Source organism: Nostoc linckia z4 (assembly GCF_002608075.1).
Lineage (GTDB): Bacteria > Cyanobacteriota > Cyanobacteriia > Cyanobacteriales > Nostocaceae > Nostoc > Nostoc linckia.
Map to the genome: position 1 here is coordinate 1 of NZ_LAHA01000022.1, position 25,094 is coordinate 25,094.

Below are 25,094 nucleotides of genomic sequence, written 5' to 3' on the forward strand. Positions count from 1 at the left end.
GGGGAGATGGGGAGAGGGGGGAGACAAGGGAGACAAGGAGAGAAGTCTGAGCGGAGGTTTCCGACCATCAGAACTTCGGAGAGAAAGATTGCTACCTTGTCTCCCTTGTCTACCTTGTCTACCTTGTCCTCTTCCCATGCCCAATGCCCAATGCCCAATGCCCCACTCCCACATCTTCGATTGCAACTGAGTATTATCAATTAAAGTGATATGAAGGTTTTGCCACAGACTGTTAAATTTGATGCCGATTTACTGAGAAAATACGATCGCCCTTTACCACGCTATACTAGTTATCCACCAGCTACAGAGTTAACGGAAGATTTTGAATCTGTAGATTTTAAAGCTGCCGTTGCTGTTGGAAATTATAAAAAAAGGCTGTTGTCGCTCTATTGTCATATTCCTTTTTGTGAAAGTGCCTGCTATTTTTGTGGTTGTAATACCATCATTAGCCAGGGCAAAGCAATTACAGACCCTTATTTAGACTACTTGACTCGCGATATTCGGCAGGTGGCGAGTTTAATTGATGGCGATCGCACTGTTGAGCAACTGCATTGGGGTGGAGGTACTCCTAACTATTTATCCCTGAGTCAAGTGGAGATGCTATGGAACACTCTTTGCAATCATTTCCAGTTTGATGAGAATGCAGAAATCTCCATTGAAGTGAATCCGCGATCGCTCAAAGTAACGGGCAATTACACCGCAACTTTCAAGGATATACTACTAAACCAGAGTCCGATTTATTTGGATTTGGTATAAGTTCAATTACTATGCTTCATGATGTATATGTGCAAAATCATAAATCGTTGAAAAATTATTTTCTGGCGATAGACACTGGTGAATTGCCAATTGAAAGGGGAGTCATACTCAATGGCGATGATATCATTCGCCGCACATTGATTATGGAATTGATGTGTCAATTTCAAATATCACCAGATGAGATTCAAGAAAAATATCATCTCAGCTTTGATTGTGATTTTGCAAAATATTTTTTCCCAGAACAATCTCAACTACAACAGCTAGAAAACGATGGCTTGATTAGAGTTTCTCCCAATCATATCGAAGTTACGCCTAGTGGTCGATTACTCATCCGCAATATTGCTGCTGTATTCGATCGCTATCTTGGCGATCGGTCATTTAGTGCCTTTTCCAGAGCGATTTAAAGTTATGGTGATAAATGTTGACGGTTGACGGTTAACTGTCAACAGCTAACATCAAATAATCATACAAATTCAATGGGTAAAATTTGAAAGGATGTATCGTCCTCTTGAATCTATATAACTCATATTGAATTGCTGTGAAGCTAGGTAGACTTTTTTCCTTTTTACCATTCAAAAGATTATTAAATCAAATTTTTGGACATTTTTTGATTGAGAAATTTTTGAGTACTTATTTAACGAATTATAACAATCTGAGCTTGAGGAACTTGCAAGAAGCGATACACTAAGAAAAATTCCTTGAGGAAACGTTAATGGCACGGGTAAACGGGGTTAAAGGTGAAACTTCTGCACAGGAATTGCCTACAATTTCAGACAAAGATACTGTAACAAGTGAAGAAGAACTTGAATCGGTGGAGGGTAGCCAGGATATTGATGAGATATTGAATTCCCTAAAAACCTTACTCAGTTCCGTAGAAAAGCTGCAAAAAGTCCGCCAAGAAGTGGGGGACATCAAACCCTTAATTGGACGGATGCTCGATGGAGAACTGGTTACAGGTGAAGAACTAGAGCAACTCAAAACAGGTGTGAGCAGTCTTTTTCGCCTTGTTCGCGCTCATAGCGACCATCAAGCAGCCTTGGCTAAAGCGCAACCAGCAAGAGACTTACTAGATCGGGTACTCAAAGACCGTAAAGTTACTTGATATTGGGCATGGGGCATTGGGCATGGGGCATTGGGCATGGGGCATGGGAAGAGGACAAGGTAGACAAGGTAGACAAGGGAGACAAGGTAGCAATCTTTCTCTCCGAAGTTCTGATGGTCGGAAACCTCCGCTCAGACTTCTCTCCTTGTCTCCCTTGTCTCCCCCCTCTCCCCATCTCCCCATCTCCCCATCTCCCCATCTCCCCATCTCCCCATCTCCTCATCTCCTCAATCCCCAATCTCAAAGCCAGATATAAATTTAAAATACTAATTGGATAATTTGTAATCTGTAATTAATGATGAACGTTGCACCCGCCATTATAGTATTAGGCCAAAATAGTGTGGCACTAGGACGCAAAATAATCAATGTGCTACCAGGCTCGACATTATATGGTTTAGAGGGTCGCACGTCTGGGGTTGATGTCAGTTTCAGGAATTTTGGTGAGACGGTGCGGGAGTTATTTGCTCAGGGAAGGCCGCTAATTGGGATTTGTGCTGCTGGTATTTTGATTAGGACGCTAGCTTCGATCCTCTCTGACAAACGGCAAGAACCACCAGTGCTAGCTGTGGCTGAAGATGGTAGCGCTGTCGTCCCGCTTTTGGGGGGACTTGCTGGTGTCAATGATTTGGCACGCCGCATTGCCCAAGTTCTTGATGTCAAACCTGCGATTACTACTACAGGCGATTTACGTTTGGGTACAGCGCTATTGTCTCCTTTGCCAGGATACCATTTAGCTAACCCAGACGATGCCAAAAAATTTATTTCAGATTTACTGGCTGGGGCGCAAGTCAAGCTAGAAGGCACAGCACCTTGGTTGAGGGATAGCAAATTACCCATACATCCAGATGGAGATTTGACTATCCAAGTTACAGAACGTTTAGTGACTCCCGCGCCTAACTGCCTTGTATACCATCCTGCAACTATAGCGATCGCCATTGATGCCTCCGCTAATTATACAGACCAAACACTAACCTTAGTACAGCAACTATTAGCCGATGCTGGACTGGCAATCGCATCAGTGGCGGGTATCTTTGCACCCATTAGCGCCGCAGCCAATCCTGCCATCCATACCGTAGCTAGCGCCTTGAAAGTGCCTGCTCGGTTTTTTACCTCAAATCAGCTAGAAAACTTAGTTTCTCAAGGTTATAGCCCCGTTCAAGCCGCAGCAATGGCCGCCACAGCCACAACTCCCATATCCGATTCTCCTACCATTGCGATCGCCATTGCCCAACAGCCCATCGACCCAAACACCATCGGTCAACCACGCGGACGGTTAGCGGTTATTGGTACAGGCCCAGGCGGTCAAGAGTGGATGTCTGGGGAAGTGAAGGAAATACTCAAATCGGCAACTGACCTTGTAGGTTACAAGACTTACTTAGATTTAATTGGTTCTCTGGGAGACGGTAAGCAACGGCATGAGTCCGACAACCGCGAGGAAGAAGCACGGGCAAAAATGGCGCTGGATTTAGCCGCATCTGGGCGATATGTAGCCGTGGTTTCATCTGGTGACCCTGGTATCTATGCAATGGCAACAGCGGTTTTTGAAGTATGCGATCGCTATGCTAAACCGGAATGGGAAACTATCGACATTCATGTAGCACCAGGTATTTCAGCAATGCAAGCGGCAGCAGCAGCCATTGGTGCGCCCCTTGGGCATGACTTCTGTGCAATTTCCCTTTCCGACATCTTAAAACCTTGGTCGGCGATCGCCCAACGAATTGCCGCTGCTGCTGAGGCTGATTTTGTGATTGCTTTCTACAACCCTGTTTCCAAAGACCGTACTTGGCAACTAGCAGAAGCAAGAAATATTTTGTTGCAACATCGAACACCGGATACACCAGTGGTCTTAGGGCGGAATCTCGGCAGGCCAGGACAAACTGTGAAAGTGATAACACTTGAAGAATTAGCACCAGCTACCGCCGACATGCGGACTGTCATTCTTATCGGTTCCACAAAAACCCGAATCATCAAGCGCAGCGATGGTAATGTTTGGGTTTATACACCGCGTCGCTATATTGGTTGATTGTTGACTGTTGACGGTTCACAGTCAATTTAGCTATTCCCTATTCCCTATTCCCTATTCCCTATTCCCTATCTCCACGAGTAATTCTTGGAATCAAACCGCATATTCCATAGTCTTGCTATATGAATTATTGCTGAGAAAATACTGAAAACTATGCTGTAAATTCCCTAGAATTTTTCAGTTAAGCCTTATTTTTTCATCACCTAAGAGTTGCCGGGTGTCGGCATACTAAAAGCAGTTCATTCGCAGCAACTTTTATACTTATGCAGCAAGCATCTCATCCCACTGTCATCCTGGGTGGTGGCTTTGCTGGACTGTTTACAGCTCTCCACTTAAGCCATCAAAATTACTCGCATCCGATTATTTTAATTGAGCAACGCGATCGCTTTAGTTTCAAACCCTTATTATATGAATTATTGAGTGGTGAATTACACAACACACAAGTTTATCCCCGCTACAAAGAGCTTTTAGCTGATAGTAGGGTTAGTTTTGTGCAGGACACAGTGGAATCGATTGCCCTACATCAACGCAGAGTTATCCTAGCCTCTGGAAAAATTTTTGACTACGGTAACTTAATATTAGCACTGGGCAGTAAAACTACTTACTTTGATACTGCCGGTGCGGCGGAACATGCCATACCCTTTACCTCTGGAGAAGAGGCGATGGCTTTGCGAAAACACTTGCGACACAGGTTGCATCAGGCAATCCAAACTCAAGACTCACAACGTCGTCGGTTACTGTTGACTGTAGCCATCATTGGTGCAGGGCCAGCTGGCATTGAACTAGCTTGTACGTTAGCAGATTTACTACCCATTTGGTACGACGAGTTGGGCGGTGATGCCGATGAAATTCGGGTGGTAGTAGTTAACCGCAGCCGAGAAATCCTCAAAGGAGATGTGAATAGTCATTTGCGGTGTACAGTCCAACAGGCGCTTAAACGTCGGGTGGTTCCTGTGGATTTCCTATTTGATGCGGCTGTCACCAAGATTAACCCAGATGGTGTAGAGTACCGTCAACACGAGCAAACCCAAATTTTACCTGCTGGAACCATCGCTTGGACTGCTGGAACTGCTCCCAATCCTTTGTTAATGGAGTTACCAGTGGTAAAAAATCGCGGGCGGTTAGTAGTAACACCTACATTGCAACTCCCTGATTTTCCTGAAATATTTGCAGCTGGAGACTGTGCCATAGATAGGGATAATCCCCAACCAACCACAGCCCAAGTTGCTTATCAACAGGGAAAAGCGATCGCTCACAATCTCAAGCGACTTGGAGAAGGTAAACCCCCCACATCTGTGCAAATCCAAATGCGCGGTACTTTGATGAAACTCGGACTCAACGAAGGTGTTGCTAACTTATTTAACAAAGTCCAGATAAAAGGGCAGCCCGGCCATCTCATTCGGGAAGCAACATATCTACAACTGCTACCAAACTCTGCACATAATCGCAAAGCCACAACCGAATGGCTAACCGACGAATTATTCCAGCGCCATCGCCCTTTTTCTCACATGCAATTAGGACAAACTCCTTTACTGCATGGCGTTGCAACCCTCGCCGCTGGACTAATTTTAGCAACTCCCCTCATCTGGCGCGCTGCTTTTCCGATGCAATTCCAACAAAACCTCAGTTGGACTGGTGTACCCAGCTTACTGGATGGCCTAACACCTGCTTCTCGTTGAAGGGCAAGAGAGTAGGGGGATGAGGGCAAACAATTGTTGCAATTTGTCTCCTTGTCTGCCTTGTCTGCCTTGTCTCCCCAGTCAACAGTCACCAGTCACCACCAATTTTCATTTTTAGGAATCCACTGATGAAATACTTACTTAACCTACGGACGGCTGTTGTTGTCAGCCGTGTAATGATGGGTGTTTTCTTTTTTCTTTCTGGTGTTGCTAACTATCTCAACTTTAGTGTTAATAACGGTTTTTACCAAACTGTTCTAATTCAAAAACTGCAAATAATTGGCCCTGGGATTCCAGCAGGATGGCAAGGACTGGGGCCGTTACCTTGGTTCATTGCCATTCCCTATGCCTGGTTGTTACCCTTAGCAGAAATCCTTCTCGGTGCGTTGTTTGCTCTCAATTATTGGATGCGTTGGACTGGTTTATTACTAATATTAGTGACATTCAGTATTACTTTGGCATTTGGCATCATACCGGCTGGTAGTTTATTTCCTAATGGAGCCGAAAGCTTTAACAAAACCATTTTATTTATGGCTTTAATTTGGATCTGTATCGCCTATGATGCCCGCGAACAAAAAATGAGCCGCCGTCGCAGTCAAGCAGCAGCCGATTATGTTCTGAATGCTTCTAACAATGATATGTAGAAAGCAACGGGCAACGGGCAATGGTTTCAAACCCATCTTTAATTCTGAATTCTGAATTCTGAATTCTGAATTCTGAATTCTGAATTCTTCTTTAACCCGGCATCAATTGTTGAATGCGTTGTGGCTCCTCACCTAGCCAATCTGGATTTTGGGCAGTGCTATCAAAAATTGATGAAGTTTTGAATGGTTCAAACTCGCCGGTTAATGCTGCTTTTGTGGTTTTTGCTAGGAGCGATCGCACTTGTTGTTCATTCATCGGTTGGAATGTCTGCACTGCTGTCAAGGCTTGTTCGAGAATCTCCATGCTGTCAATTCCGGTAATGACAACTGATGTCGGCAGATTCAGAGCATAGTGCAAACACTCGATTGCTTCTACAGTCTTGGAGCGTAAAATTATACTGTTTGCTAAGCTTTTCATGCCAAGAACGCCGATGTTTTGTTTGACTAGTTCTGGCAAAACCAATTTCTCAAAGCTCCGATAATGTGCATCCATGACATTCAGTGGCATCTGCACTGTATCAAATTTAAATTTATGACTGGCTGCAACTTCCAGCATTTGCAAATGCACGTGGGGGTCTTTGTGTCCGGTGAAACCGATATATCGCAGTTTACCGGCTTCTCGCGCTTCAATCAAAGCAGCATTAGCACCTTCTGGGTCGAAAACTCGATATGGATCTTCATAGCGAATAATTTCGTGGTGCTGAACAAGATCGATGTAATCAACTTGCAAACGTTGAAGTGATTCGTCTAGTTGTTTTTTTGCTGCTTTCTTGGAACGACCATCAATTTTCGTCATCAGGAACACTTTGTCACGGTAGCCATCACGGAGTGCTTTTCCCATGCGAATTTCGCTAACTCCACCATTGTAATCCCAGCTATTATCCATAAAAGTAATGCCGCGATCGATGGCCGTGCGAACAATTCGGATAGCGAGTTGCTCATCAACGTCCTTCAAGCCAATATGCCAACCACCAAGTCCGATGGCAGAAACTTTTTCATTTGTACTACCAAGAACTCGATATAGCATTTGTGAATGTGATGTAGTTTCGGACATTTGTTTCCCTTGTATAGCAACCACTACTTAAGTAGATATAACTAGGTGCTAATTTAAACAAAATGTAAATCTCACAATATCTCTCTCAAGATACACTTTTCCACAATAGAAGGCAGGATTTCTATAATTTACTCAGTATTTCAATTTCCCATGAACCTCAGTGAAAAATCTGTAGCTGCGGCTTACTTGTTATCAATGAGACACATTACTTTCTCAATTGCCTATTCTGTAATTTTGCACAGCTACTTAACTGACAACAAACGCGAACTTTGTCACAATGAATTCGTCGATGATTTTGGTTACTGAAGAAAGCGAATTTTAAGGAGTTGACTCTGAAAGGCTTTGAATTCAAAGGTGTTGAAAAACTCATTGGGCCAATAGCGGCGCTTCTCGGCTTTGTGTGTTTGTTGCAGTGGTATATTCAAGGAGAATTGCGATCGCCTTCCGATCCCATCTTTGAAGTAAGACAACCACCTTTGGTGATGAAAAATGGCGATCCTTATATCCGCGCTTTAATGCGAACCATCTCCGCAAGTGAGGCAAATGGTAACCGTCCCTATTCTCTGTTGTATGGTGGCCAGCAAGTCAACGACCTCAGCCGACATCCTGAAATATGCGTCACAATTGTCACAGGCCCCAACACAGGTAATTGTTCCACTGCTGCGGGTAGATATCAAATTATCAATACTACCTGGTATAATATAGCTCCTCGCTATCACCCAAACCCAATGCGGTTGATGTTTTGGGTAAATTATAGTTTTGAGGCAGAATATCAAGACACAGTAGTTTATCGTTGGCTAAATGATTCAAAAGTTTGGGGAACTGATATTTCTCAACTCTTGCGTCAGGGAAAATTAAATGAAGTTTTGCGACTACTTTCTCCCACTTGGACAAGCTTGGGATATGGCATAGAAACTAACTCTATTAGTAGTTCTTTGCCTAAAATTTATCAGAAAATGTTGCAAGAAGAATTAAAAGCAGCCAAGCAACCAACAACCCAAACTTCAACTCCATCCCCAAATCCTTCAACTCAACCACGATAAAATCAGATAATACCAATTCAAAATTCACGCATTAATAAATCTGACAAAATGAAGTTTTAAGACCCGCAGGTGATTAGGTATTGGGCATGGGCCTTTCCAGCGAATGGTAAAAGGGAAAGGCGTAAGGGAGAAAGGTTAAATTTATCCCTTTACCCTTTCCCCTTTACCCTTTCCCCTTTCCCAGTCTAATATCTGCTACTGGGAAAAAATAGAATATCTATTAGTTCACCTACTATCAAACCTAATATTGCTAGGATTGTTAATATCCAAAATGAATCTAGTTTATTAAAACCAGCAAAACGCATTTCTAAGTCAGCTAAAAGCGTAGTTGTCAATGGTATCAGAAATAGACTAAATAATAACGACCAAGTTGCTACTAAAGCAATTGATATGCTTAAAAATAAGACAACTACTAAAGCTTTAGAGCCAAATTCAACTAAGCGTTCTAACCAAGAAATACTCTTGCGTGTTACAGCTATCACCATAGCAGCTACAAAAGCTCCCACTAACCAAATAATATGATTAGCAGCAAGATACCACCCCAGGAAAGCATAAGCTAGCCAGAGTAAGCCTAAAGGCATCAAAGGTATCCTGTAAAAAAATTCCACATTCATACAGCCAAAACTTGTAAAAATACCAAGTTCATCTTTTGATTCTAGTCAAGAATAGCGATCGCTATCATAAAATTCTACTTATTTTGTTAAGGATATTCCTCTATCTACAGAGCAAATATCATTACATGTGTTTACTCATAACAATATATAGCAATGCTCTAAGCACTCATGAGTAAAAAGATTCAGGCCTGTAACAAGACCTGCTAAATAATAGTTATATTACTGTAATCTAATTTAACTTTTTTCACGCGATCGCCTGTACCTGAAAACTGATAACTTCAGCCTCACCCGACAATCGTAATATATTCATCAACCGTAGTTGTTTTAAAGACTTTGTAATATTTAAAACATTAACTACTAGCATTCAGAATAATAGTATCAGATTTTAAAATACTAGGTGTATATAAGTCAATTGACTTTTGTTCTCAGGTATTTGCCATAAAATCTAATCAAGAGGTAGTTACAATTTAGTGTGTACAGCTTTAACAACTGTCCACAAAATAGTTGCAGATTTCAAGCTCATGGTAATATTATTTTACTGCCAAAAGATAACATTTTATACATCAAATTGAAAACATGCTGAAACAGGTAGTTAGGTGTGCTAACTCTGAAAAAACAAAACATTATTTAATGTATCACCAGAATCAGTAAAAGCTTTACTGTATAAGGCACACAGCTTTTATAATTTTCATTATATAAGCTATTCATAGCAAAAAAAGCCACTTCTTAGTAATCATCATAAACAGAAAAGTACATCAGAAAACTTTCTCAAAATGATGAATATTTTAGCTGAAATATAAAGGATTGATACTATGTCAGTTGTTTTTCGTGTATCTCAAAACATCGAAAGACACACTTTCTACTGTCAATTGTAATTTAATAACGTGCATTTTATCTAGTATTATGATGTCTATGCACGCTAATTTTTCATATCAAATATTTCTTTTTTTTCTCTCAAAATGTAGCTGAATTTTGAAAAAATCTAGCAAACAATAAAATTTAGCAAATCATTCTAGGCTACTAAACCAATCGTATTTAGTCAAAAGTTAGTTATTAACAATGTAAGCAAAAGTAACAGGACAAACATGAATATTATTGTTCGTTTATTTGGAGTATTCTTTTTTCAAGTGTCTGCGTTGGCTGCGATGTCTAACATTGCAATGTCTGATGACAAACCTACCGGCGTCTATACCCAAGAGACTCCTACTGTTTCTGAGCAGACAACAACCCAAAGGATTTGCTCTTTAGATCCCATTGAAGATTTATTACCTCCGCCACAAACCAAAGCGAGTAATTCTTTACTTTCCTACCTTGCTGACCAGGGTTTTACACAGAATCAAGAAGGTTCGTGGGTTTGTTATGCCAACGATCCCAAAAAAGAAGGACGTTACTTTACTCTTTTTAAAGTTAAACAAGTTGATAACAGACTCATAGCAAGTTCTTTCTTAGACGAAGGAAGTCTGATAGAGGGTCAAGAAAATCGTAGCTTGGACTTTTTTATGATGCTAATTGAGCGTCATATGAATGCTAATCAAGACAACCGCGAAAGTATACGTAGATATTTAGAAGCATTCGTTTCCCTAGTCAAGCAAGGAAAGATTAAACCTACACGTCGCGCATTCCTTTTTGACCAACCAAACCGAGCATTAGTCATATATCACACACTCTCATCAGGAAACCTCAAAGGTACTGGAATCACCATCAATATTGATTTGCCTAAGAGTTGAAGCGGGGAGTGGGGACTGATGACTGTTGATTGATGACTGTTGACTGTTGAGTGGTAAATCAGGAGGATTTATTCCCCTCATTCCCCATCCCCCATGCCCAATGCGCCATACCCAATGCCCAATCCGTATTTATTGGAGGTACATCTTGCCTAAATCAACTATTAAAAGAATTGCTACGGCAAAGGCGGTTTGCTGGGCAACTATCGCATTTTCATCTGTTGCAGTAGTACTCACTACGTGGCAGTCTGCTTTTGCACAGTTAAATATTGGCCGCTATGGTATCCAACGAGGACTGGAGTATGAGTATCTCCAGTACCAAGTCAATAACCAAAATCTCAGTCAGATGCGAGTAATTCCTGCATGTGATGTGGGATTTGGTTTGACTTGCAATAAAACTGGAACGGTAATCCAGCGATTAATTGAGCTAAATGGTGGGACTAATTATCAAAATCTACTGATACGAGCTGCTGGCGGGGAGAAAAATTTCCAGAATTTCGCTAGCTTTTACGGTAACAATCCCAATCTCTCTACAGTGCCTTTTGCTTCTTTTTGGAGAAAAGAATCCTCCACAATCATGGATGGATCTCAATACGTCCTGGGACAATCTTTTGGCCGTAGTCCAGTACAAGGATTGGGATCTGTAACCAACCAATTTTATTGGGCACCATATTCTGGAGTGAATGACTCACTGAGCCTCCGTAATGGATTACTAAATCTCAAATTGTCATACGGACGATTGTTGTTTGAAGAAGCTTCCAAAATTTCCAACATTAGAGAGCAGATTCAGTCTCTAGGCCTGTCCCCAGAAATGACGAATTTTTATGTAAATAAAATCTCTAGAGGCTTGGATGCACTGAATTCTGGAGACCAGAGCCAATTAGAAAACAGGATTTTTGAGGTACTATCCTTTCCCTACTCTGAAGATGGTGGGGAATTCGGACGCCCCAATAATGCAATTCCGCAGGAATTTAATCAACTCTTGGGAGAAGATATACCAGGAGATATTTTGCTGGCTGACAATGCACTACCATTGGATGGAGAAGCAATCAGCCTCGATACTTTCCCTGGTTCTGCGGGAGATGTTTTGGTACAAGACAATTCTGATTCTTTCCCGCTTTGGCCAATAATTGGAGTTGGGGGTCTTGGTTTAATTCTGCTTTTACTGTTAAGTGATGATAGTTCTTCAGGTTCTTCAGTTTCTTCAGCACAACCAGTTATTTCTTCTCCCACAAATCCACCTTTATCTCTCACCAACAAAGGAGAATGCGATTTAAATCCCAATAATAACGGTTCGCAAGGTACACAAGTTATTGAAGTTCCATGTAGTGTTACTCCTCAAACCCCCACGGAAGTAAAAAAGGTAGTAGAGCCATCTACAGTCAAAGCCTTTATATTGCTAATTGTTCTCTTATGTATATTCCGTTACAAACAACGAGCTTTAAAAATTCGTAGTTGGTAATTATCATACCAATTTTGGATTGTGGATACTTCTCTACGAGAGGCTGCGCCAACGACAGGCTCAGTACAAGTTTTGGATTTTGGATTAAAAACATTTGATACAAGGCTGTTCGCAAAATTTCAAACAATACTTCCTATGCCAATTTGATATCACAATAATATTTTTTAAAATTCTCTCAGGAGTTTGCCATACCCATAAAGGCGATCGCGGATGTTGTTTTGTCGTAAGGCATACCACCAGATTGCTGCATTAATGGCAATCACTGGCTTTTTGAGCCATCGCTCTGCTTCGTCGGCGAGTCTGAGCATACTCAAATTAGTACCCATTTGTATGATGGCATCTACATCATCACCATCGATTTCCTGAAGATGATTGCGAAGAGTATCTTCTGAGACTTCGGCGATCGCTGTTGCAGTGGGACAACGCAATCCTTTGAGCCGGACGACTTCCACGCCAATGTCGCTAAAAAAGCGGCGTAACTTATCGTCAGCCACAGCCTGATAAGGGGTAATGACTGCAATCTTATTAAATTGCAACGCTTCTACAGCCGCCTGACATGCTGAAGCGCCAGTAGCCACTTGCAGGCCAGTATATTCCTCAAGTCGTTTGATGAAAGCTCTATTTCCCTCAATTCCTCCCCAAAAAGTCTCAGCACTCATTCCCATGATTACGTAGTCGATAGCCGCAGTCATGACGCGATCGACTGCGAAAAAAATTTCCTTGTCGATTTCCTCCAGAATACGCACCATTTTTTCATCGGTACTCAAGTCTTGGTCTCGAATATAAATCCGGGACATATGAGACGTAACGCCCGGTACAGCCATCGCGTGAAAATCTGGTTCCACGATGGTGTTTGTACTGGGCGCAAGCACCCCAAATTTTTTTCGCCATCCTAAGGCGTCCGTCATGGTAAAGTCCTTGTGGATAAAGTTATTTGCTGTGCTAATTATAGTTTTCGCTCCACTAAAACTTTACTTGTCTTTATTAATTGCAGCCTCCAGACGTGCTTGATCTTGCTGAGTAATGTCTGGGTTATGCAGTATCCAATAACAATCTAGACGGTCATTAGTGCGAAACAAAAGTAGTGCGCCACTTTCTGTCCAAAACGGCCCGTGTGGAATGTGTGCGGGTCGCCAGTAATAGCCATCTTTGCACATTGCTGCATAGCGTCTATTAAAGGGATCGTCACTCATAGACCAATGTCCAAGGACATCGCCAGAAATCACATAGGCCTCCTCAGTGGTAGGATGACCAGCATAGAAATTGCCTTCAATCCACATAGGTACTAAACCGAGAATCCACGTAGCGCGTCCAGTTTTTTTATTGGTATATAGACTTTTACGGGCTGAACCTGGAGGTAAAAACGTTGTACTCTCCCATTTCATTGCGTGGAGTTCTTGCAATGGAATATACTCAGTCATACGTTCATGAGTCTGCATATTTACGTGATATACAGAAGTTTCCGGGATTTGTGGAAGCTCTGCGTAGTCCTCTGTGATATAGGTAGGCGTAGCATCTGGCATCCACAACAGAATGGTGTCTTCTTGCGTTTTCCAAGGGCCAGTGGGTATACCAGCAGGGATAAAAGAGTAACTGAGATTGCGTAGTATAAACCCACCCTGACAGAGCGCCCCTGTTAAGACAAAAATTTCCACATTGGTCGTAAAATGACCAACAGGTGCGCTCCAACCCTTTTTCAAGACTACTCGCTGTGTAGATTCACCTGTACTTTCGTTGATGGATAGAACTTGAGCAGTAGCATCTTCTCCAATCACAAAGTTTTTTACCTCAAAAGGCACTTGTGGAAAGTCGATAACTGAGTTGAGTGATTCTTCAGTTTCTACATGTTTGCGTCCTGTAAAGATATTCTTGTTCATTTGAATTTCAACGTTATTATGGATAGAATTTGAGCTTTGATTGTCTTAATGTCCTTTAAGCATATATAGCAATGCTAAATAATTTGTGAAATATTACGTATTAAGGTTGTTGACAGTCAACAATTAACACCGATATTGTTCACAACTAAAATAGGATTGCTATAGTAATTTTAAAACTTAAAAACTAAAAATGTATAAAAGTTAGATATCAAAGGGAATCTACAAATGACACAAAACTCAGAAAATACTTTAAAAATTGCTCAGCAGGCATTTAAAAATCTTACACATGGTATGGAAACAGGAGAATGGGAAGCATTGTTAGATATGCTCTCGGAAGATTTTACCCTTTGGTTTCCTATGGGGAAATTTCACGGTTTGAATGTAGGAAAAGACCGAGCTAGAGAATTTTTCGAGTATGTTTCTCAATCCTTCACACCAGGCTTGAAACTAACTGGTTTAGACCGTGTTACCAGCAATGAAACAACTGCTGTCTTTGAATTTCGTGATGAAGGACTTTTATTTGGAGAGCCTTACAAAAATCGAGTAGCAGTTTCCTTTGATGTGCGTGGAGACAAAATTTGTGGCTATCGAGAATATTTTGGTAGTGATGGCAAATCGTATTAAAGCAGAATTCAGAATTCAAAAATCGCTTTGCGTGGGAAAGTAACTAGCACAAAAGAGTGGCAAAGCTGAAAACAAAAATCTAAAATTTCATTAATTTTTCTCAATATTCAGTTGGTTAATTTCTTTACATTTAGCTTCTGCTGCTTGATATGCCGCTAAATAGTCTTGACCGCCCAGCATCACATCACCGTAATATTCATAAGGTGGCTCACCATAGATAGGTAACGGATCGTCTTCTGGATAGTCTTCTTTTGATTCTTCAATAATGGCTTTGAGTTTTTTTACAGTCAGCTTTTGTGCAGCAAAATACCAGAGTTCTTGAGGATTTTTTTTCAGATGCGGTAATGTGGGATCGATAATGCGTATAAGGGAGTCATTGCTGGAAGTATCGCTTACCTCAATCCAACTGTGTTCAATTGGTCTGTATGGCTTTCCCACAAAAGTTAAAAATCCTTGGACATATTTTGCTCCCTCAGTTGATAACGCTGCTTTGTATGCATTGTCAAACGGGGTACTAGCTTTGCTGTTTATGCTTTGAGCAATTTTAATTGACAGCGTTTCATCCAATAATTTGTTCATCAATAGCAAGGATTAGAGCAGCCATGAGAACATGTTACCACTGTTTAGGGAGTGGGGATTGGCGAGTAAGGAGATGAGGGGGATGGCAACGCCTTGGGAAAAGGGGAAAGGAGGGATCTTTTTTTCCTCTTTGCCCTTTGCCCCATGCCCAATGCCCCATGCCCAATGCCCCATGCCCAATGCCCCATGCCCAATGCCCCATGCCCAATGTCCTATGCCTAGTCAACAGTCATCAATCAACAATCCCATATAAAAACATTAAAACTTTTAATAAAAGTTAAAACTTCTCCTTAGTAGCTAACATTTGTACAATTTTATCTGCACTATCTAAATCTCCAACAATTCGGCGAATTGGGTGAGGCCAAACTTTAACAAGAGTAGGAGTCGCAGAAACCTGATTAATTTCTGCTTGTTCTGGATGAGTTAAAACATCAATGATCTTTAAAGTATAAGGGTGTCGGAGCGATCGCTCTAACAACTCGTGTAAATTTTGAAGTATGCGTTCGGTAGTTCCGCTATGGCCTGCAACAAACAAGCGCAGGACATAACCTTGTGTTGTGGATTTTTCTTTTTGTGCGATCGCTGGCTGGTGATATTTTGGTACAGGTTCAGAAAGATCTAAACGTACAATTAAATCATGATCTTCCCAAAGTTGCGGGAATGAGGAACGATAAGTTGATAGCACCATGCGATCGCACAATCCTTCCTGCCAAGGAGCTGGTTGCCATAATAACTCCTCTGTATCAAAAATAGCATTTAGCAAAGGTTGATATCTGATTACAGATGGATAGGCTTCCGCAAAAGTTCGCACTCGTTGAGTACGCGGATCTAACCAGTGGTCAATAGTCGCAGTATAACAAGGTACTAAAAAGTGTGGTGGCTCTGGTAAATCCAGAATTTCCTGCAAAGCAGAACACAAATGCAAATGCCATCGACCTTGCTTACTAGGGTCGATGCAGTAAATTAAATCTCCTCCAGGTGTAAATAGCGCAATACCTTTAAACAACTGGGGTGTAGATAGTTTGTTTGTCGTCAAGTTATTCACAACAGCTAAGGAATAAAAAGGTAAAAACTAAAAAACTTTCTCTTTTACCTTTTACCTTAGCGAGAACTGCAAGCAGGAATACAAAGAATTTGGGTATGGGGCATTGGGCAAAGAGGAAAAAAAGATCCCTCCTTTTCCCTTTTCCCAAGGCGTTGCCATCCCCCTCATCTCCCAAGTCCCCAATACTAAACTCGACCTCGGAGAAATTGTGCCATTTCGTTAGGAGTTGGTGACATCTCTAGGGCTGTTTCTTCAGTAATGCGACCATCTTGATAAAGATTGAGCAAGGACTGATTCATAGTGATCATGCCGTCAAAGCTGGCTTGTTTCATCAATTCGGTAATTTCATCATACTTACCATCTTTGATCCATTCTTTGATGGCTTCGGTGTTGATCAAGATATCGTGGAAAGCAGCTCGCTTACCGTCTGTTGTACGGCACAAACCTTGGGCAATTACAGCCACTAAAGACTCAGAAATTGCCACTCGCATGGCATCTTGCTCTTCACCAGAGTAGAGGTTGAGTATCCGCTCAATGGTTTTCACAGCGCTATTGGTGTGCAAGGTTCCCATTACCAAGTGACCAGTCTGAGCAGCTTTGAGGGCGGTGTTGACTGTTTCTTTATCCCGCATTTCCCCTACTAGAATCAAATCTGGGTCTTCCCGTAAAGCTGCTTTCAAAGCGTTGTCAAATTTTCGGGTGTGCATTCCCACTTCCCGTTGCTTTACCAAGGATTTGCGGCTTTGGTGGACAAATTCTATGGGGTCTTCAATGGTGATGATGTGCTTAGCCATCTCTTTATTGATGTAATCAATCATCGCCGCCATTGTTGTGGATTTACCAGAACCAGTCGGCCCGGTTACCAAAATTAAGCCTTTGTGGTGATGACAAATATCCCGAAAAATGGGGGGTAATCTCAACTGTTCCATTGTTAAGATTTTTAAAGGAATTAACCGCAACACCATTGCAGGCCCTTTTAGAGAACCAAATACGTTAATCCGCACGCGAGCAAATTCGTACTGAGTTGCTCCATCAAATTCTAGATGTTCTTCAAAGCGTTGAATTTCTGCCTCCGTCATCACCTCCCTCAACCAACTCATCAAACTCTCTTTATCGGTTTCTGGATATTCTGTTGATTGAATTTCTCCTCGGTTGCGGAAACGCGGTACTTCGCCTACACCTAAATGAATATCGGAATATCCTTGGTCGTAAGCTTCCCTGATAATCTGCGCTAAAGTCAGTCCTGGAGGGCTAGTTTTAGGGCGAGCTGAACTAGGTATTGGTGGTGGTGTACCTGGACGATGACCTGATACAGGCGCAGAGTTAACAGCAGGAGAGTTAGCGCTCATATCCAATGTTTGTGTCATTTGGCGCTGCGTACTCATACCTGGTGGAGGTGGTGGTGGTGCTGGTGGCACGTTACGACTGGTAGCAGAATTAGAATTTAATGGAGACTGTGATTCTGTCATATATCTTCACATTTGGCAGTTCAGAAATGGAATTAGTGAGAAGTCAAGTCACTTCTTCAGATGAGTTCTGAAAGAGGCTGGTATACAAGGCTTAAAGGCAATGCAAGGCGATTGAAACTCTAGAACCACGGTCAATACATTTCATTCCCCTCAATTTGTATCTTTTTTATCGGCAATTTGACTACTTGGAAATTTAATAAAAACTATTTAGCCTCTATAACCTGGTTTAACACATTCAAAGCTACTCGCTACTCAGTAAATACTCTAAAATAAAAGGTTTAATGCGGCACTTCAAAATTAGCTAGTAAATATTTTAATTCTCTTAAATGAGAAATTAATTGCAACTATCGCGTTTAATTGCTAGCAGTTGACAACACAAACCATTAGCAGTTGATGAATTTAGCCAATCTACAAATTATGAGAAGAAGTACTAATTTTTATAAGAAATGTTAAGCTGAATCGGGGTGATGTCCTGGGGATCAAAGTTAAAAGCTGATGCCTTTTAGCTTCTACTCCTGAAGACAGATGAAAGAAGCAAGGTTTTTGAATAAAAAGCAACTTGACTTTACATTCATAATTACAAAAAATTAACTGTAAAGTTTAGTAAAAAAATGCTCATTTTCCTAATTAGGTTTTATATACTGAACTTCACTAAATGATTCAGTTTATTCGCAAAAAGCGTAAAAAAACTGAAAATTAAAACTTGCTGTGTATTTTTGGGAGGAAAAGTCATGGTTTCGGCTCAGAGCTCTAATCTAGGAAAGACCTACTCCTTGATGATGATTAAAAGCTTTTTAATATGGACTTTCACATTGGCAGTATGCTTGCTGGTTGTCGGTTTCCCATTAGTTGTTTTAATGGCTACGGTCGGATGTCTGTTGTCGATTGTTTTACAATCTGTAATGCCTGTTAGTGCTGTTTTATTGGTTGCAGGCTGTTTAGTGATGTTCAATGTTCTGGCAGTTGTATTTGCTGCGGGTGTACTAACTGCAAGAGGAGTTCATCCTAGCGATGTTAAATGGTTAAGCTGGTTGCATGGAGAAGTAGACCAAACGCAGACTACTGTTTATGCATCTTGCCCCTTAACCTGTGAAATCAAAATCTAATCATTTCTAGTCATTACAACTAAATTCGACAAACAGAGCGTCTGCCCGGTTAAGCCGGGTTTTTTCATTTTAGATGGATGTTGTTGATGGTTGATGGTTGATGGTTGACGGTTGACTGAGGAGATGAGGGGGATGGCAACGCCTTGGGAAAAGGGGAAAGGTTAATGGTTCGACAAGCTCACCAACCGGGAAAAGGAGGGATCTTTTTTTTCCTCTTTCCCCCATGCCCTTTGCCCTTTGCCCTTTGCCCTTTGCCCTTTGCCCTTTGCCCTTTGCCCAATGCCCAATGCCCAACGCCCAATTAAACCAGGTTTTTTCAGGTTTTTTGTGATTTATACTTTGATATTTATGGTTTCTGTGATGATTGGCTGTTGACTATTGACTATTGAGCGTAGACCGTTGACTATAGCTTTGACAAGTTTCAACGGAAAAATGACTAATCGAAAGCAAGTTTGCATTATTTTGGGTACTCGTCCGGAAGCGATTAAACTAGCTCCGGTGATTCAGGTATTCCAAAAATGTTCAGATTTTGAATCCCAAGTAATTTTAACTGGACAACATCGTGAAATGGTTGAGCAAGTTATGGATCTGTTTAATATCAAAGCAGATTATGACTTGGAAATTATGCAAGCTCAGCAATCTTTAAATGATATTACTTGTCGGAGTTTACAAGGTTTAGAAGCATTATTCCGGCAGAGAAGACCTGATTTGGTGGTGGTGCAGGGAGATACTACTACAGCTTTTGCCGCAGGTTTAGCAGCTTTTTATCAAAAAATTCCTGTTGGTCATGTAGAAGCCGGATTAAGAACTGATGATATATTCAATCCTTACCCAGAAGAGGCTAATCGGCGATTGATTTCTCAAATTACTCAGTTGCATTTTGCGCCAACTCCCTGGGCTGTGGAAAATTTGCAGCGTTCTGGTGTTTTAGGTGAAATTCACTTGACTGGTAACACTGTAATTGATGCTTTGTTGAATGTGGCTGCAACTCAAGTTAACTGTGATGTACCGGGCTTAGACTGGAATTCATATCGTGTATTGTTAGCAACGGTACATCGTCGGGAGAATTGGGGAGAACCACTAGAAAGTATTGCGGCGGGATTTTTACAAATTTTAGACCAGTTTCCTGATACAGCATTGCTGTTACCATTACATCGCAATCCCACAGTGCGAATACCATTACAACAACTTTTAGGAAATCATCAGAGAATTTTCTTGACAGAACCTCTCGATTATGGTCAATTAGTGGCAGCGATTGGGCGATCGCACTTATTACTCACTGACTCTGGTGGATTGCAGGAAGAAGCCCCCAGCTTGGGAAAACCAGTACTAGTTTTAAGAGACACCACAGAAAGACCAGAGGCTGTTACAGCAGGTACAGCCAAACTTGTAGGAACTGAAAGTAAAAATATTTTTGCAGCTGCTAGCGAGTTACTCAGTAACAAAGCCGCCTATGAAGCAATGGCAAATGCTATTAATCCTTTTGGTGATGGTCATGCAGCAGAACGCATCTTGGAGATTGTCCAAAAGTACTTGGGTCTTTGATTATCAACATCAATTTAAAAAACTAAATTAAACAAAATCCCAAGTTTCTATTTATTAGGGTGCATTCTTCAATGCCATAAGCAAATGAAAGCAATTTTGTATAGTACGTTACCTTTATAACGGACTATACGATAGTGCTAATTTATATGAATATGATAAGAGTTACGTAATTTATACCATTTTGGATTTTAGATTTTAGATTTTGGATTGTGAAACAGTTAGTAGTAATCGCTTTTGGCTATACATCTGTCGCAATCATTTTTCAAATTGGTATTAGAAATAAAAAATCTTTGCAACAGATCCAAAATCTATAGGGGCGCAAAGCTTTACACCCCTACGATACGTCTGTCTGATTCTTTTTTCAAATTAGTATTAAATACCCAGAGCTAATCTAGTTTCAGGGCCGACGATGCCATCTACAAGTAAACCTTTACTTGCTTGAAAATTGCGTACTTGACGAACAGTTTCTGGCCCGTAAATTCCATCAACTCTTAGGTTACCCAAAGCTGTTTGAACATCTCTGACAAGCTGACCTCTGGAACCAGGAGTGAGAATAAATGAACCACCAACCCCACCAGGTCTATTCACAGTCGGACTATTAGGTTTATTACCAACCCATCGGGCAAAAACATATCTACCTGTAGAAAGCCTAGCGAAACCATTTTCATAACCTTCAATTGCTGGAAGGGGCGTGCCATTTTTTACACAATCTACATAGGAATAGTTAACGCTTGGGCCTGTACGAATACGCAAACAACTGCCGTTAGTTCTGACGTATGCTGCAAAAGTGACTTGAATTTGGCTGACAGCAATCAGTAATACACCAACACCAGCTAAAGCTAACCAAGCAGAAGATTTAAGAAGTTTTTTCCAATTGAATTTAGACTTGAGGAAATGATATTTACTGTTTGGGGATGCTTGTTTTTTAGTAATAACTACAGAAGATTTCAGAGATTTTCGCCAATTAAATTCAGGTTTAGGAAGTTGATATTCAATATTTTTAGATGCCTCTTCTTGAGCAATAAACATGTGGGAATAAGCAAGATATTCCATAATGCGCTCCTGTATATCAAAAAATGAGTACTGACAGAGAATTACTTGGTTTTTCTCTGTATTTATCCTGTGTATATTTTATAGCAATTCTCAGAAAAACTTTTTTATTGGTAGCAAATTCCTCATTGCTTTTTTCGTCTGTGGAAGCAAGGGAATAGAGAATGGGGAACAGAAAAAACAGGCTTAGGGAACTCCAAAAAATAAATTGTTCCAATTTAGGTCGTTGACTGTTGACTGTTAACTGTTGACTGCTAACTGTCAACAGTCTTGTGTGGAATATTTTTTTACTTGGAAGTCCCTTATCTGGACTGTATTGTGCTAAGAACTGCCCTTAATGCGATGGAATGTTTTTTAAGTTGCAAGTACCTAAAACCCTTACACTCAGTACCAACAGGCAATCAAGCCTGGGTAAGTCCTGTATACTTTGACTGCAACTTCGCATCATCTCATTGCCAATTACAAAACTAACAGGACTTACGCAAGTGTCACAAAAAATCATTTTTTTTTGCTTGTAGTAAGGACTTCAGTCCTTATTAGAGGACTAAAGTCCTTACTACAAACTTAAAATAATATGCCAGTTGCGTAAGTCCTAACTAACTTGCTGTGCTAATGCTGCCAGTAGCATCTATGAACATTTATGAAGACTTGATTTACAAGAATCTTAAGACTTTCTAATATACTACTGTAGCTAGATGCATTTACCGTAGTATAGCTAAGGCTAAAAAAGTCCATATCCATGAAAACTTAATAAAAGCAAGTATTTTCTATTACATTTTGGGACTTTTTCTTGCTCAATTTTAGTTTACATATTTAATTAATTTATGCAACCATAAACAGCATTGGTTTTAACAGTCAACAATTCTCAGATGTAATATTTTGCAAATCATTTTGGATTGCTATATAGTGCTTTAATATTAACTGGAATTGACTTTACCAGAGTTGATTAGATAAGTATTTTGCAGAGATTTATCTATTGGTTAACTGCCTGAATAGTTTTAATTATAAATAAGGAATTTGTATGGAAAAATAAAGTCTAAATTAAATTTTTTGAAAATGAGTGTAATGCAAACTTTACAGTCTTTCGAGTCTAGAAAATTCCGGCTATTTTTTAGCGGACAAATGATATCTATGATTGGTAGTTTTATGGCAGAAACTACCACTGCATGGTTAGTTTATTCTTTAGCAAATATAGTGTGGCAAAGTTATATTAAAGTTGCATAGCTATAGAATAATTTATTTGATATAAATTATTGAAAAACCATTCTATTAGACTGAAAATTGATTCAATAATATGAAGTACAACCAACTTGGTAATAGTGACTTAAAAGTTTCTGAAATTTGTCTGGGCACCATGACCTATGGACAGCAAAACACCATCGAAGAAGCGCACCAGCAGCTAGATTATTCTATTGGTGAAGGAGTCAATTTTATTGATGCGGCTGAGATGTATCCAGTCCCTACAAGTGCTGAAACTTATGGATTAACTGAGACTTACATTGGTGAATGGTTAAAGCATCAACAAAGGGATAAACTTATTGTCGCTACTAAAATTGCAGGGCCTGGTAGAGGCTTTAAATGGGTACGTGGTGGAGCCAAAGCAATTGACCGCGATAATATTAAACAAGCTGTAGATGATAGCCTTAAAAGATTACAAACAGATTATATAGATTTGTACCAAATTCACTGGCCCGATCGCTACGTGCCACGATTCGGACAAACAGTTTTCGATCCAACTCAAGTAGGCGAAACAGTTACCATTGCCGAACAGCTAGAAGTTTTCCGCGATGTCATTAACGCAGGGAAAATTCGCTATATCGGTTTGAGTAATGAAACTCCTTGGGGAGTCACCCAGTTTAGTAACATTGCCAAACAGTTAGGATTGCCCAAAGTTGTTTCCATTCAAAATGCTTACAATTTACTCAATCGAGTATTTGACGGACACTTAGCAGAAGCAGTTTATTACGAACAAATTGGATTACTAGCGTATAGTCCTTTAGCATTTGGCTTTTTAACTGGCAAATATTTAAACGGCAAACCAGAGAAAGCAAGAGTAAGTTTGTTTGAAAATTTTGGTCAGCGCTATCTGAAACCAAAAGTAAATGAAGCAGTAAAAGCTTATGTGGATATTGCCAAGCGCCATCAACTGAGTCCAGCACATCTAGCTTTAGCATTTGTGCGGAGTCGTTGGTTTGTGGCTAGCACAATTATTGGTGCCACAACACTCGAACAACTCAAAGAAAATCTCCAAAGTGTCGATGTAGTTCTCGACAAAGACATTTTAGAAGAATTGGATAAGGTTCATACACAGTCACCGAACCCAGCGCCGTAAGGGTGGGGCATGGGGCAAAGGGCAAAGGGTAAAGGGTAAAGGGTAAAGGGTAAAAAAAGATCCCTCCTTTACCCGGTTGGTGAGCTTGTCGAACCATTAACCTTTCCCCTTTTCCCAAGGCGTTGCCATCTCCCCAGTCATCAACTAAACATTTACCAGGTAGGATATGACTTTTACAGCAACGTTGGTTGACCAAAATACTATTCGTCGTCGAGGTACTGGTTTAAAAGCTTACAACCTTGAAAAAGCCTTCAAAGGATACACACTTTTTGCGCCTCTAACAGGACAAGGTGAAGTTTACCTGTTGAATCTGGAAGGAGAAGTAGTACACCAGTGGAATCTGCCATATCCACCGGGTTTATATGGTTATCTTTTGCCTAATGGTAATCTCTTTTATAACGGTAAGACGCCAGCAGAAGAACCACTGCGTTTTGCTTTGTGGGGTGCATTCAAAAGTGGGGTTGTGTTAGAAGCAGATCCTAAAGGGAATATTATTTGGGAATATAAGCATCCAGACCACCATCACGATGGACGCAGGCTAGCCAATGGCAACACGATTATCCTTGCCATTGAAAAAATACCCCAGTCTTTGGTTCCCCGTATTAAAGGTGGTGTAGCGGGTACAGAAGCCAATGGTGATATCTATGCTGATGTGCTTTATGAAGTGACTCCAGCACATGAAATTGTTTGGACTTGGCACGCTTGGGAACATCTCGACCCAGATAAATTTACGATTACTCCCCAGGATCATCGACACGAATGGACTCACGGAAATACCGTAGGTGAACTCGCCGACGGCAATATTATTGTGAGCTTTCGTAATATATCCACAGTTGTGATTATCGATCGCCAAACCGGAGAAATCATCTGGACGCTGGGTGATGACGTACTAGCACAGCAGCATTTCCCCAACGAATTAGCTAACGGCAATATCCTGATTTTCGATAATGGCGCACATCGCCGTCATACTGCTCTCAATTTCTCCCGTGTGATTGAAGTCAACCGTCAAACAAAAGAGATAGTGTGGGAATATACCGATAGCCCTCCCCAAAATTTCTTTAGTTCCTACATATCAGGAGCGCAACGTTTAGCAAATGGCAATACCTTAATTACAGAAGGTGCTTACGGCCGGATATTCGAGGTGACAACTACAGGAGAAATTGTTTGGGAGTATGTCAACCCTCATTTTGCATCTCGGAATATTCCAGGTGAGAAATCGCCTGTCAGTCGTGGCGAACAAAATACAGTTTTCCGTGCTTTTCGTTATGCACCGGAAGAAATACCCTGGCTTTAAGGGTATTGGAATATGGGGCATGGGGCATGGGGTATGGGGAGAATTAAAAATTAGCTCTTTACCGCCTGTCTT

The 25,094-nt window shown here is 40.9% G+C and carries 24 protein-coding genes and 1 pseudogene; 16 read left to right on the forward strand and 9 right to left on the reverse strand.

The genetic code is table 11. The annotated features are described in order from the left end of the window. The 3 genes and pseudogenes from VF06_RS39285 to VF06_RS18005 form a co-directional block, all read left to right on the forward strand. On the forward strand, positions 1 to 204 hold a 204-nt coding region (locus VF06_RS39285; protein WP_218964539.1), incomplete at its 5' end, for a hypothetical protein. 6 nt (positions 205 to 210) lie between these two features. Next, positions 211 to 1,160: pseudogene (locus tag VF06_RS18000) on the forward strand (radical SAM protein). A gap of 308 nt (positions 1,161 to 1,468) precedes the next feature. After that, complete coding sequence (locus VF06_RS18005; RefSeq protein ID WP_099066122.1) at positions 1,469 to 1,858, forward strand: hypothetical protein; 390 nt, start codon at positions 1,469 to 1,471, stop codon at positions 1,856 to 1,858. Here the strand turns inward: VF06_RS18005 and VF06_RS40935 are convergent. After that, complete coding sequence (locus VF06_RS40935; RefSeq protein ID WP_100793683.1) at positions 1,851 to 2,081, reverse strand: hypothetical protein; 231 nt, start codon at positions 2,079 to 2,081, stop codon at positions 1,851 to 1,853. The two genes, VF06_RS18005 and VF06_RS40935, sit on opposite strands and share 8 nt — an antisense overlap. Positions 2,082 to 2,153: 72 nt before the next feature. Here VF06_RS40935 and cobJ point away from each other — a divergent pair, with 72 nt between their 5' ends. From cobJ to VF06_RS18025, 3 genes are all read left to right on the forward strand, one after another. Continuing rightward, positions 2,154 to 3,881 (forward strand): precorrin-3B C(17)-methyltransferase, encoded by a 1,728-nt coding sequence (gene cobJ / locus VF06_RS18015; protein ID WP_099066120.1) that lies wholly within the window; start codon positions 2,154 to 2,156, stop codon positions 3,879 to 3,881. Between the two features lie 263 nt (positions 3,882 to 4,144). After that, on the forward strand, positions 4,145 to 5,560 hold the full coding sequence (locus VF06_RS18020) for an NAD(P)/FAD-dependent oxidoreductase (protein WP_099066119.1): 1,416 nt from the start codon (positions 4,145 to 4,147) through the stop codon (positions 5,558 to 5,560). 128 nt (positions 5,561 to 5,688) lie between these two features. Beyond that, complete coding sequence (locus VF06_RS18025; protein ID WP_099066118.1) at positions 5,689 to 6,204, forward strand: MauE/DoxX family redox-associated membrane protein; 516 nt, start codon at positions 5,689 to 5,691, stop codon at positions 6,202 to 6,204. Between the two features lie 91 nt (positions 6,205 to 6,295). Here VF06_RS18025 and VF06_RS18030 read toward each other — a convergent pair whose 3' ends face one another. Beyond that, positions 6,296 to 7,258 (reverse strand): aldo/keto reductase, encoded by a 963-nt coding sequence (locus VF06_RS18030; RefSeq protein WP_099066117.1) that lies wholly within the window; start codon positions 7,256 to 7,258, stop codon positions 6,296 to 6,298. A 326-nt stretch (positions 7,259 to 7,584) separates the two neighbouring features. Between VF06_RS18030 and VF06_RS18035 the strand changes: the two genes are divergently transcribed. After that, positions 7,585 to 8,301, forward strand: coding sequence for a glycoside hydrolase family 24 protein (locus VF06_RS18035; protein WP_244918022.1), 717 nt, complete (start codon positions 7,585 to 7,587; stop codon positions 8,299 to 8,301). A 185-nt stretch (positions 8,302 to 8,486) separates the two neighbouring features. Here VF06_RS18035 and VF06_RS18040 read toward each other — a convergent pair whose 3' ends face one another. Further along, positions 8,487 to 8,915 carry a hypothetical protein gene (locus VF06_RS18040; RefSeq protein ID WP_099066115.1) on the reverse strand — a complete coding sequence of 143 codons (429 nt, stop codon included), beginning with the start codon at positions 8,913 to 8,915 and terminating at the stop codon, positions 8,487 to 8,489. 1,085 nt (positions 8,916 to 10,000) lie between these two features. On the opposite strand from VF06_RS18040, the gene VF06_RS18045 reads away from it, so the two are divergent. Further along, the gene (locus tag VF06_RS18045) at positions 10,001 to 10,642 is read left to right on the forward strand and encodes a hypothetical protein (RefSeq protein WP_099066114.1); all 642 of its coding nucleotides are present in this window, start codon (positions 10,001 to 10,003) and stop codon (positions 10,640 to 10,642) included. A gap of 46 nt (positions 10,643 to 10,688) precedes the next feature. Further along, positions 10,689 to 12,101 carry a hypothetical protein gene (locus VF06_RS18050; protein ID WP_244918023.1) on the forward strand — a complete coding sequence of 471 codons (1,413 nt, stop codon included), beginning with the start codon at positions 10,689 to 10,691 and terminating at the stop codon, positions 12,099 to 12,101. A gap of 164 nt (positions 12,102 to 12,265) precedes the next feature. Here VF06_RS18050 and VF06_RS18055 read toward each other — a convergent pair whose 3' ends face one another. Together VF06_RS18055 and VF06_RS18060 are read right to left on the reverse strand one after the other, a co-directional pair. Further along, positions 12,266 to 13,009 carry a maleate cis-trans isomerase family protein gene (locus tag VF06_RS18055; protein ID WP_099066112.1) on the reverse strand — a complete coding sequence of 248 codons (744 nt, stop codon included), beginning with the start codon at positions 13,007 to 13,009 and terminating at the stop codon, positions 12,266 to 12,268. A 63-nt stretch (positions 13,010 to 13,072) separates the two neighbouring features. Next, positions 13,073 to 13,978: a DUF4437 domain-containing protein gene (locus VF06_RS18060; RefSeq protein WP_244918024.1), complete on the reverse strand. Its 906-nt coding sequence runs from the start codon at positions 13,976 to 13,978 to the stop codon at positions 13,073 to 13,075. A gap of 225 nt (positions 13,979 to 14,203) precedes the next feature. On the opposite strand from VF06_RS18060, the gene VF06_RS18065 reads away from it, so the two are divergent. Further along, positions 14,204 to 14,602 (forward strand): nuclear transport factor 2 family protein, encoded by a 399-nt coding sequence (locus VF06_RS18065; protein ID WP_099066111.1) that lies wholly within the window; start codon positions 14,204 to 14,206, stop codon positions 14,600 to 14,602. A 90-nt stretch (positions 14,603 to 14,692) separates the two neighbouring features. Here the strand turns inward: VF06_RS18065 and VF06_RS18070 are convergent, their stop codons facing one another. Then, a complete protein-coding gene (locus VF06_RS18070) occupies positions 14,693 to 15,181 on the reverse strand; it encodes a hypothetical protein (protein WP_099066110.1) in 489 nt (162 codons plus the stop codon). Between the two features lie 82 nt (positions 15,182 to 15,263). Here VF06_RS18070 and VF06_RS40940 point away from each other — a divergent pair, with 82 nt between their 5' ends. Beyond that, positions 15,264 to 15,434 (forward strand): hypothetical protein, encoded by a 171-nt coding sequence (locus tag VF06_RS40940; protein ID WP_180267455.1) that lies wholly within the window; start codon positions 15,264 to 15,266, stop codon positions 15,432 to 15,434. A 24-nt stretch (positions 15,435 to 15,458) separates the two neighbouring features. Here VF06_RS40940 and VF06_RS18075 read toward each other — a convergent pair whose 3' ends face one another. Continuing rightward, a complete protein-coding gene (locus VF06_RS18075; RefSeq protein WP_099066109.1) occupies positions 15,459 to 16,226 on the reverse strand; it encodes a circadian clock KaiB family protein in 768 nt (255 codons plus the stop codon). Positions 16,227 to 16,411: 185 nt separating this feature from the next. After that, the gene (locus tag VF06_RS18080; protein ID WP_099066107.1) at positions 16,412 to 17,695 is read right to left on the reverse strand and encodes a type IV pilus twitching motility protein PilT; all 1,284 of its coding nucleotides are present in this window, start codon (positions 17,693 to 17,695) and stop codon (positions 16,412 to 16,414) included. 731 nt (positions 17,696 to 18,426) lie between these two features. Here VF06_RS18080 and VF06_RS18085 point away from each other — a divergent pair. Beyond that, a complete protein-coding gene (locus VF06_RS18085; protein WP_099066106.1) occupies positions 18,427 to 18,801 on the forward strand; it encodes a hypothetical protein in 375 nt (124 codons plus the stop codon). Positions 18,802 to 19,233: 432 nt separating this feature from the next. Beyond that, positions 19,234 to 20,346 (forward strand): non-hydrolyzing UDP-N-acetylglucosamine 2-epimerase, encoded by a 1,113-nt coding sequence (gene wecB, locus VF06_RS18090; RefSeq protein WP_099066105.1) that lies wholly within the window; start codon positions 19,234 to 19,236, stop codon positions 20,344 to 20,346. Between the two features lie 372 nt (positions 20,347 to 20,718). Here wecB and VF06_RS18095 read toward each other — a convergent pair whose 3' ends face one another. After that, positions 20,719 to 21,399, reverse strand: coding sequence for a peptidoglycan-binding domain-containing protein (locus tag VF06_RS18095; protein WP_099066104.1), 681 nt, complete (start codon positions 21,397 to 21,399; stop codon positions 20,719 to 20,721). 1,062 nt (positions 21,400 to 22,461) lie between these two features. Here VF06_RS18095 and VF06_RS40945 point away from each other — a divergent pair. The 3 genes from VF06_RS40945 (at position 22,462) to VF06_RS18110 (ending at position 25,022) form a co-directional block, all read left to right on the forward strand. Next, a complete protein-coding gene (locus VF06_RS40945) occupies positions 22,462 to 22,620 on the forward strand; it encodes a hypothetical protein (RefSeq protein WP_180267454.1) in 159 nt (52 codons plus the stop codon). A gap of 70 nt (positions 22,621 to 22,690) precedes the next feature. Continuing rightward, a complete protein-coding gene (locus VF06_RS18105) occupies positions 22,691 to 23,728 on the forward strand; it encodes an NADP(H)-dependent aldo-keto reductase (RefSeq protein ID WP_099066102.1) in 1,038 nt (345 codons plus the stop codon). A gap of 166 nt (positions 23,729 to 23,894) precedes the next feature. Continuing rightward, positions 23,895 to 25,022, forward strand: coding sequence for an aryl-sulfate sulfotransferase (locus VF06_RS18110; RefSeq protein WP_099066101.1), 1,128 nt, complete (start codon positions 23,895 to 23,897; stop codon positions 25,020 to 25,022). The last annotated feature ends 72 nt before the right edge of the window (positions 25,023 to 25,094 follow it).

Coding starts and splice junctions, on each gene's coding strand:
- VF06_RS18030 (WP_099066117.1), bottom strand. CDS start 7,258: ATGTCCGAAACTACATCACATTCACAAATGCTATATCGAGTTCTTGGT.
- VF06_RS18070 (WP_099066110.1), bottom strand. CDS start 15,181: ATGAACAAATTATTGGATGAAACGCTGTCAATTAAAATTGCTCAAAGC.
- VF06_RS18005 (WP_099066122.1), top strand. CDS start 1,469: ATGGCACGGGTAAACGGGGTTAAAGGTGAAACTTCTGCACAGGAATTG.
- VF06_RS18040 (WP_099066115.1), bottom strand. CDS start 8,915: ATGAATGTGGAATTTTTTTACAGGATACCTTTGATGCCTTTAGGCTTA.
- VF06_RS18080 (WP_099066107.1), bottom strand. CDS start 17,695: ATGACAGAATCACAGTCTCCATTAAATTCTAATTCTGCTACCAGTCGT.
- VF06_RS18105 (WP_099066102.1), top strand. CDS start 22,691: ATGAAGTACAACCAACTTGGTAATAGTGACTTAAAAGTTTCTGAAATT.
- VF06_RS18055 (WP_099066112.1), bottom strand. CDS start 13,009: ATGACGGACGCCTTAGGATGGCGAAAAAAATTTGGGGTGCTTGCGCCC.
- VF06_RS18045 (WP_099066114.1), top strand. CDS start 10,001: ATGAATATTATTGTTCGTTTATTTGGAGTATTCTTTTTTCAAGTGTCT.
- VF06_RS40945 (WP_180267454.1), top strand. CDS start 22,462: ATGCAAACTTTACAGTCTTTCGAGTCTAGAAAATTCCGGCTATTTTTT.
- VF06_RS40940 (WP_180267455.1), top strand. CDS start 15,264: ATGGCAACGCCTTGGGAAAAGGGGAAAGGAGGGATCTTTTTTTCCTCT.
- VF06_RS18060 (WP_244918024.1), bottom strand. CDS start 13,978: ATGAACAAGAATATCTTTACAGGACGCAAACATGTAGAAACTGAAGAA.
- cobJ (WP_099066120.1), top strand. CDS start 2,154: ATGATGAACGTTGCACCCGCCATTATAGTATTAGGCCAAAATAGTGTG.
- VF06_RS18020 (WP_099066119.1), top strand. CDS start 4,145: ATGCAGCAAGCATCTCATCCCACTGTCATCCTGGGTGGTGGCTTTGCT.
- VF06_RS18065 (WP_099066111.1), top strand. CDS start 14,204: ATGACACAAAACTCAGAAAATACTTTAAAAATTGCTCAGCAGGCATTT.
- VF06_RS18095 (WP_099066104.1), bottom strand. CDS start 21,399: ATGGAATATCTTGCTTATTCCCACATGTTTATTGCTCAAGAAGAGGCA.
- VF06_RS18025 (WP_099066118.1), top strand. CDS start 5,689: ATGAAATACTTACTTAACCTACGGACGGCTGTTGTTGTCAGCCGTGTA.
- VF06_RS40935 (WP_100793683.1), bottom strand. CDS start 2,081: ATGAGGAGATGGGGAGATGGGGAGATGGGGAGATGGGGAGATGGGGAG.
- VF06_RS18110 (WP_099066101.1), top strand. CDS start 23,895: ATGACTTTTACAGCAACGTTGGTTGACCAAAATACTATTCGTCGTCGA.
- wecB (WP_099066105.1), top strand. CDS start 19,234: ATGACTAATCGAAAGCAAGTTTGCATTATTTTGGGTACTCGTCCGGAA.
- VF06_RS18085 (WP_099066106.1), top strand. CDS start 18,427: ATGGTTTCGGCTCAGAGCTCTAATCTAGGAAAGACCTACTCCTTGATG.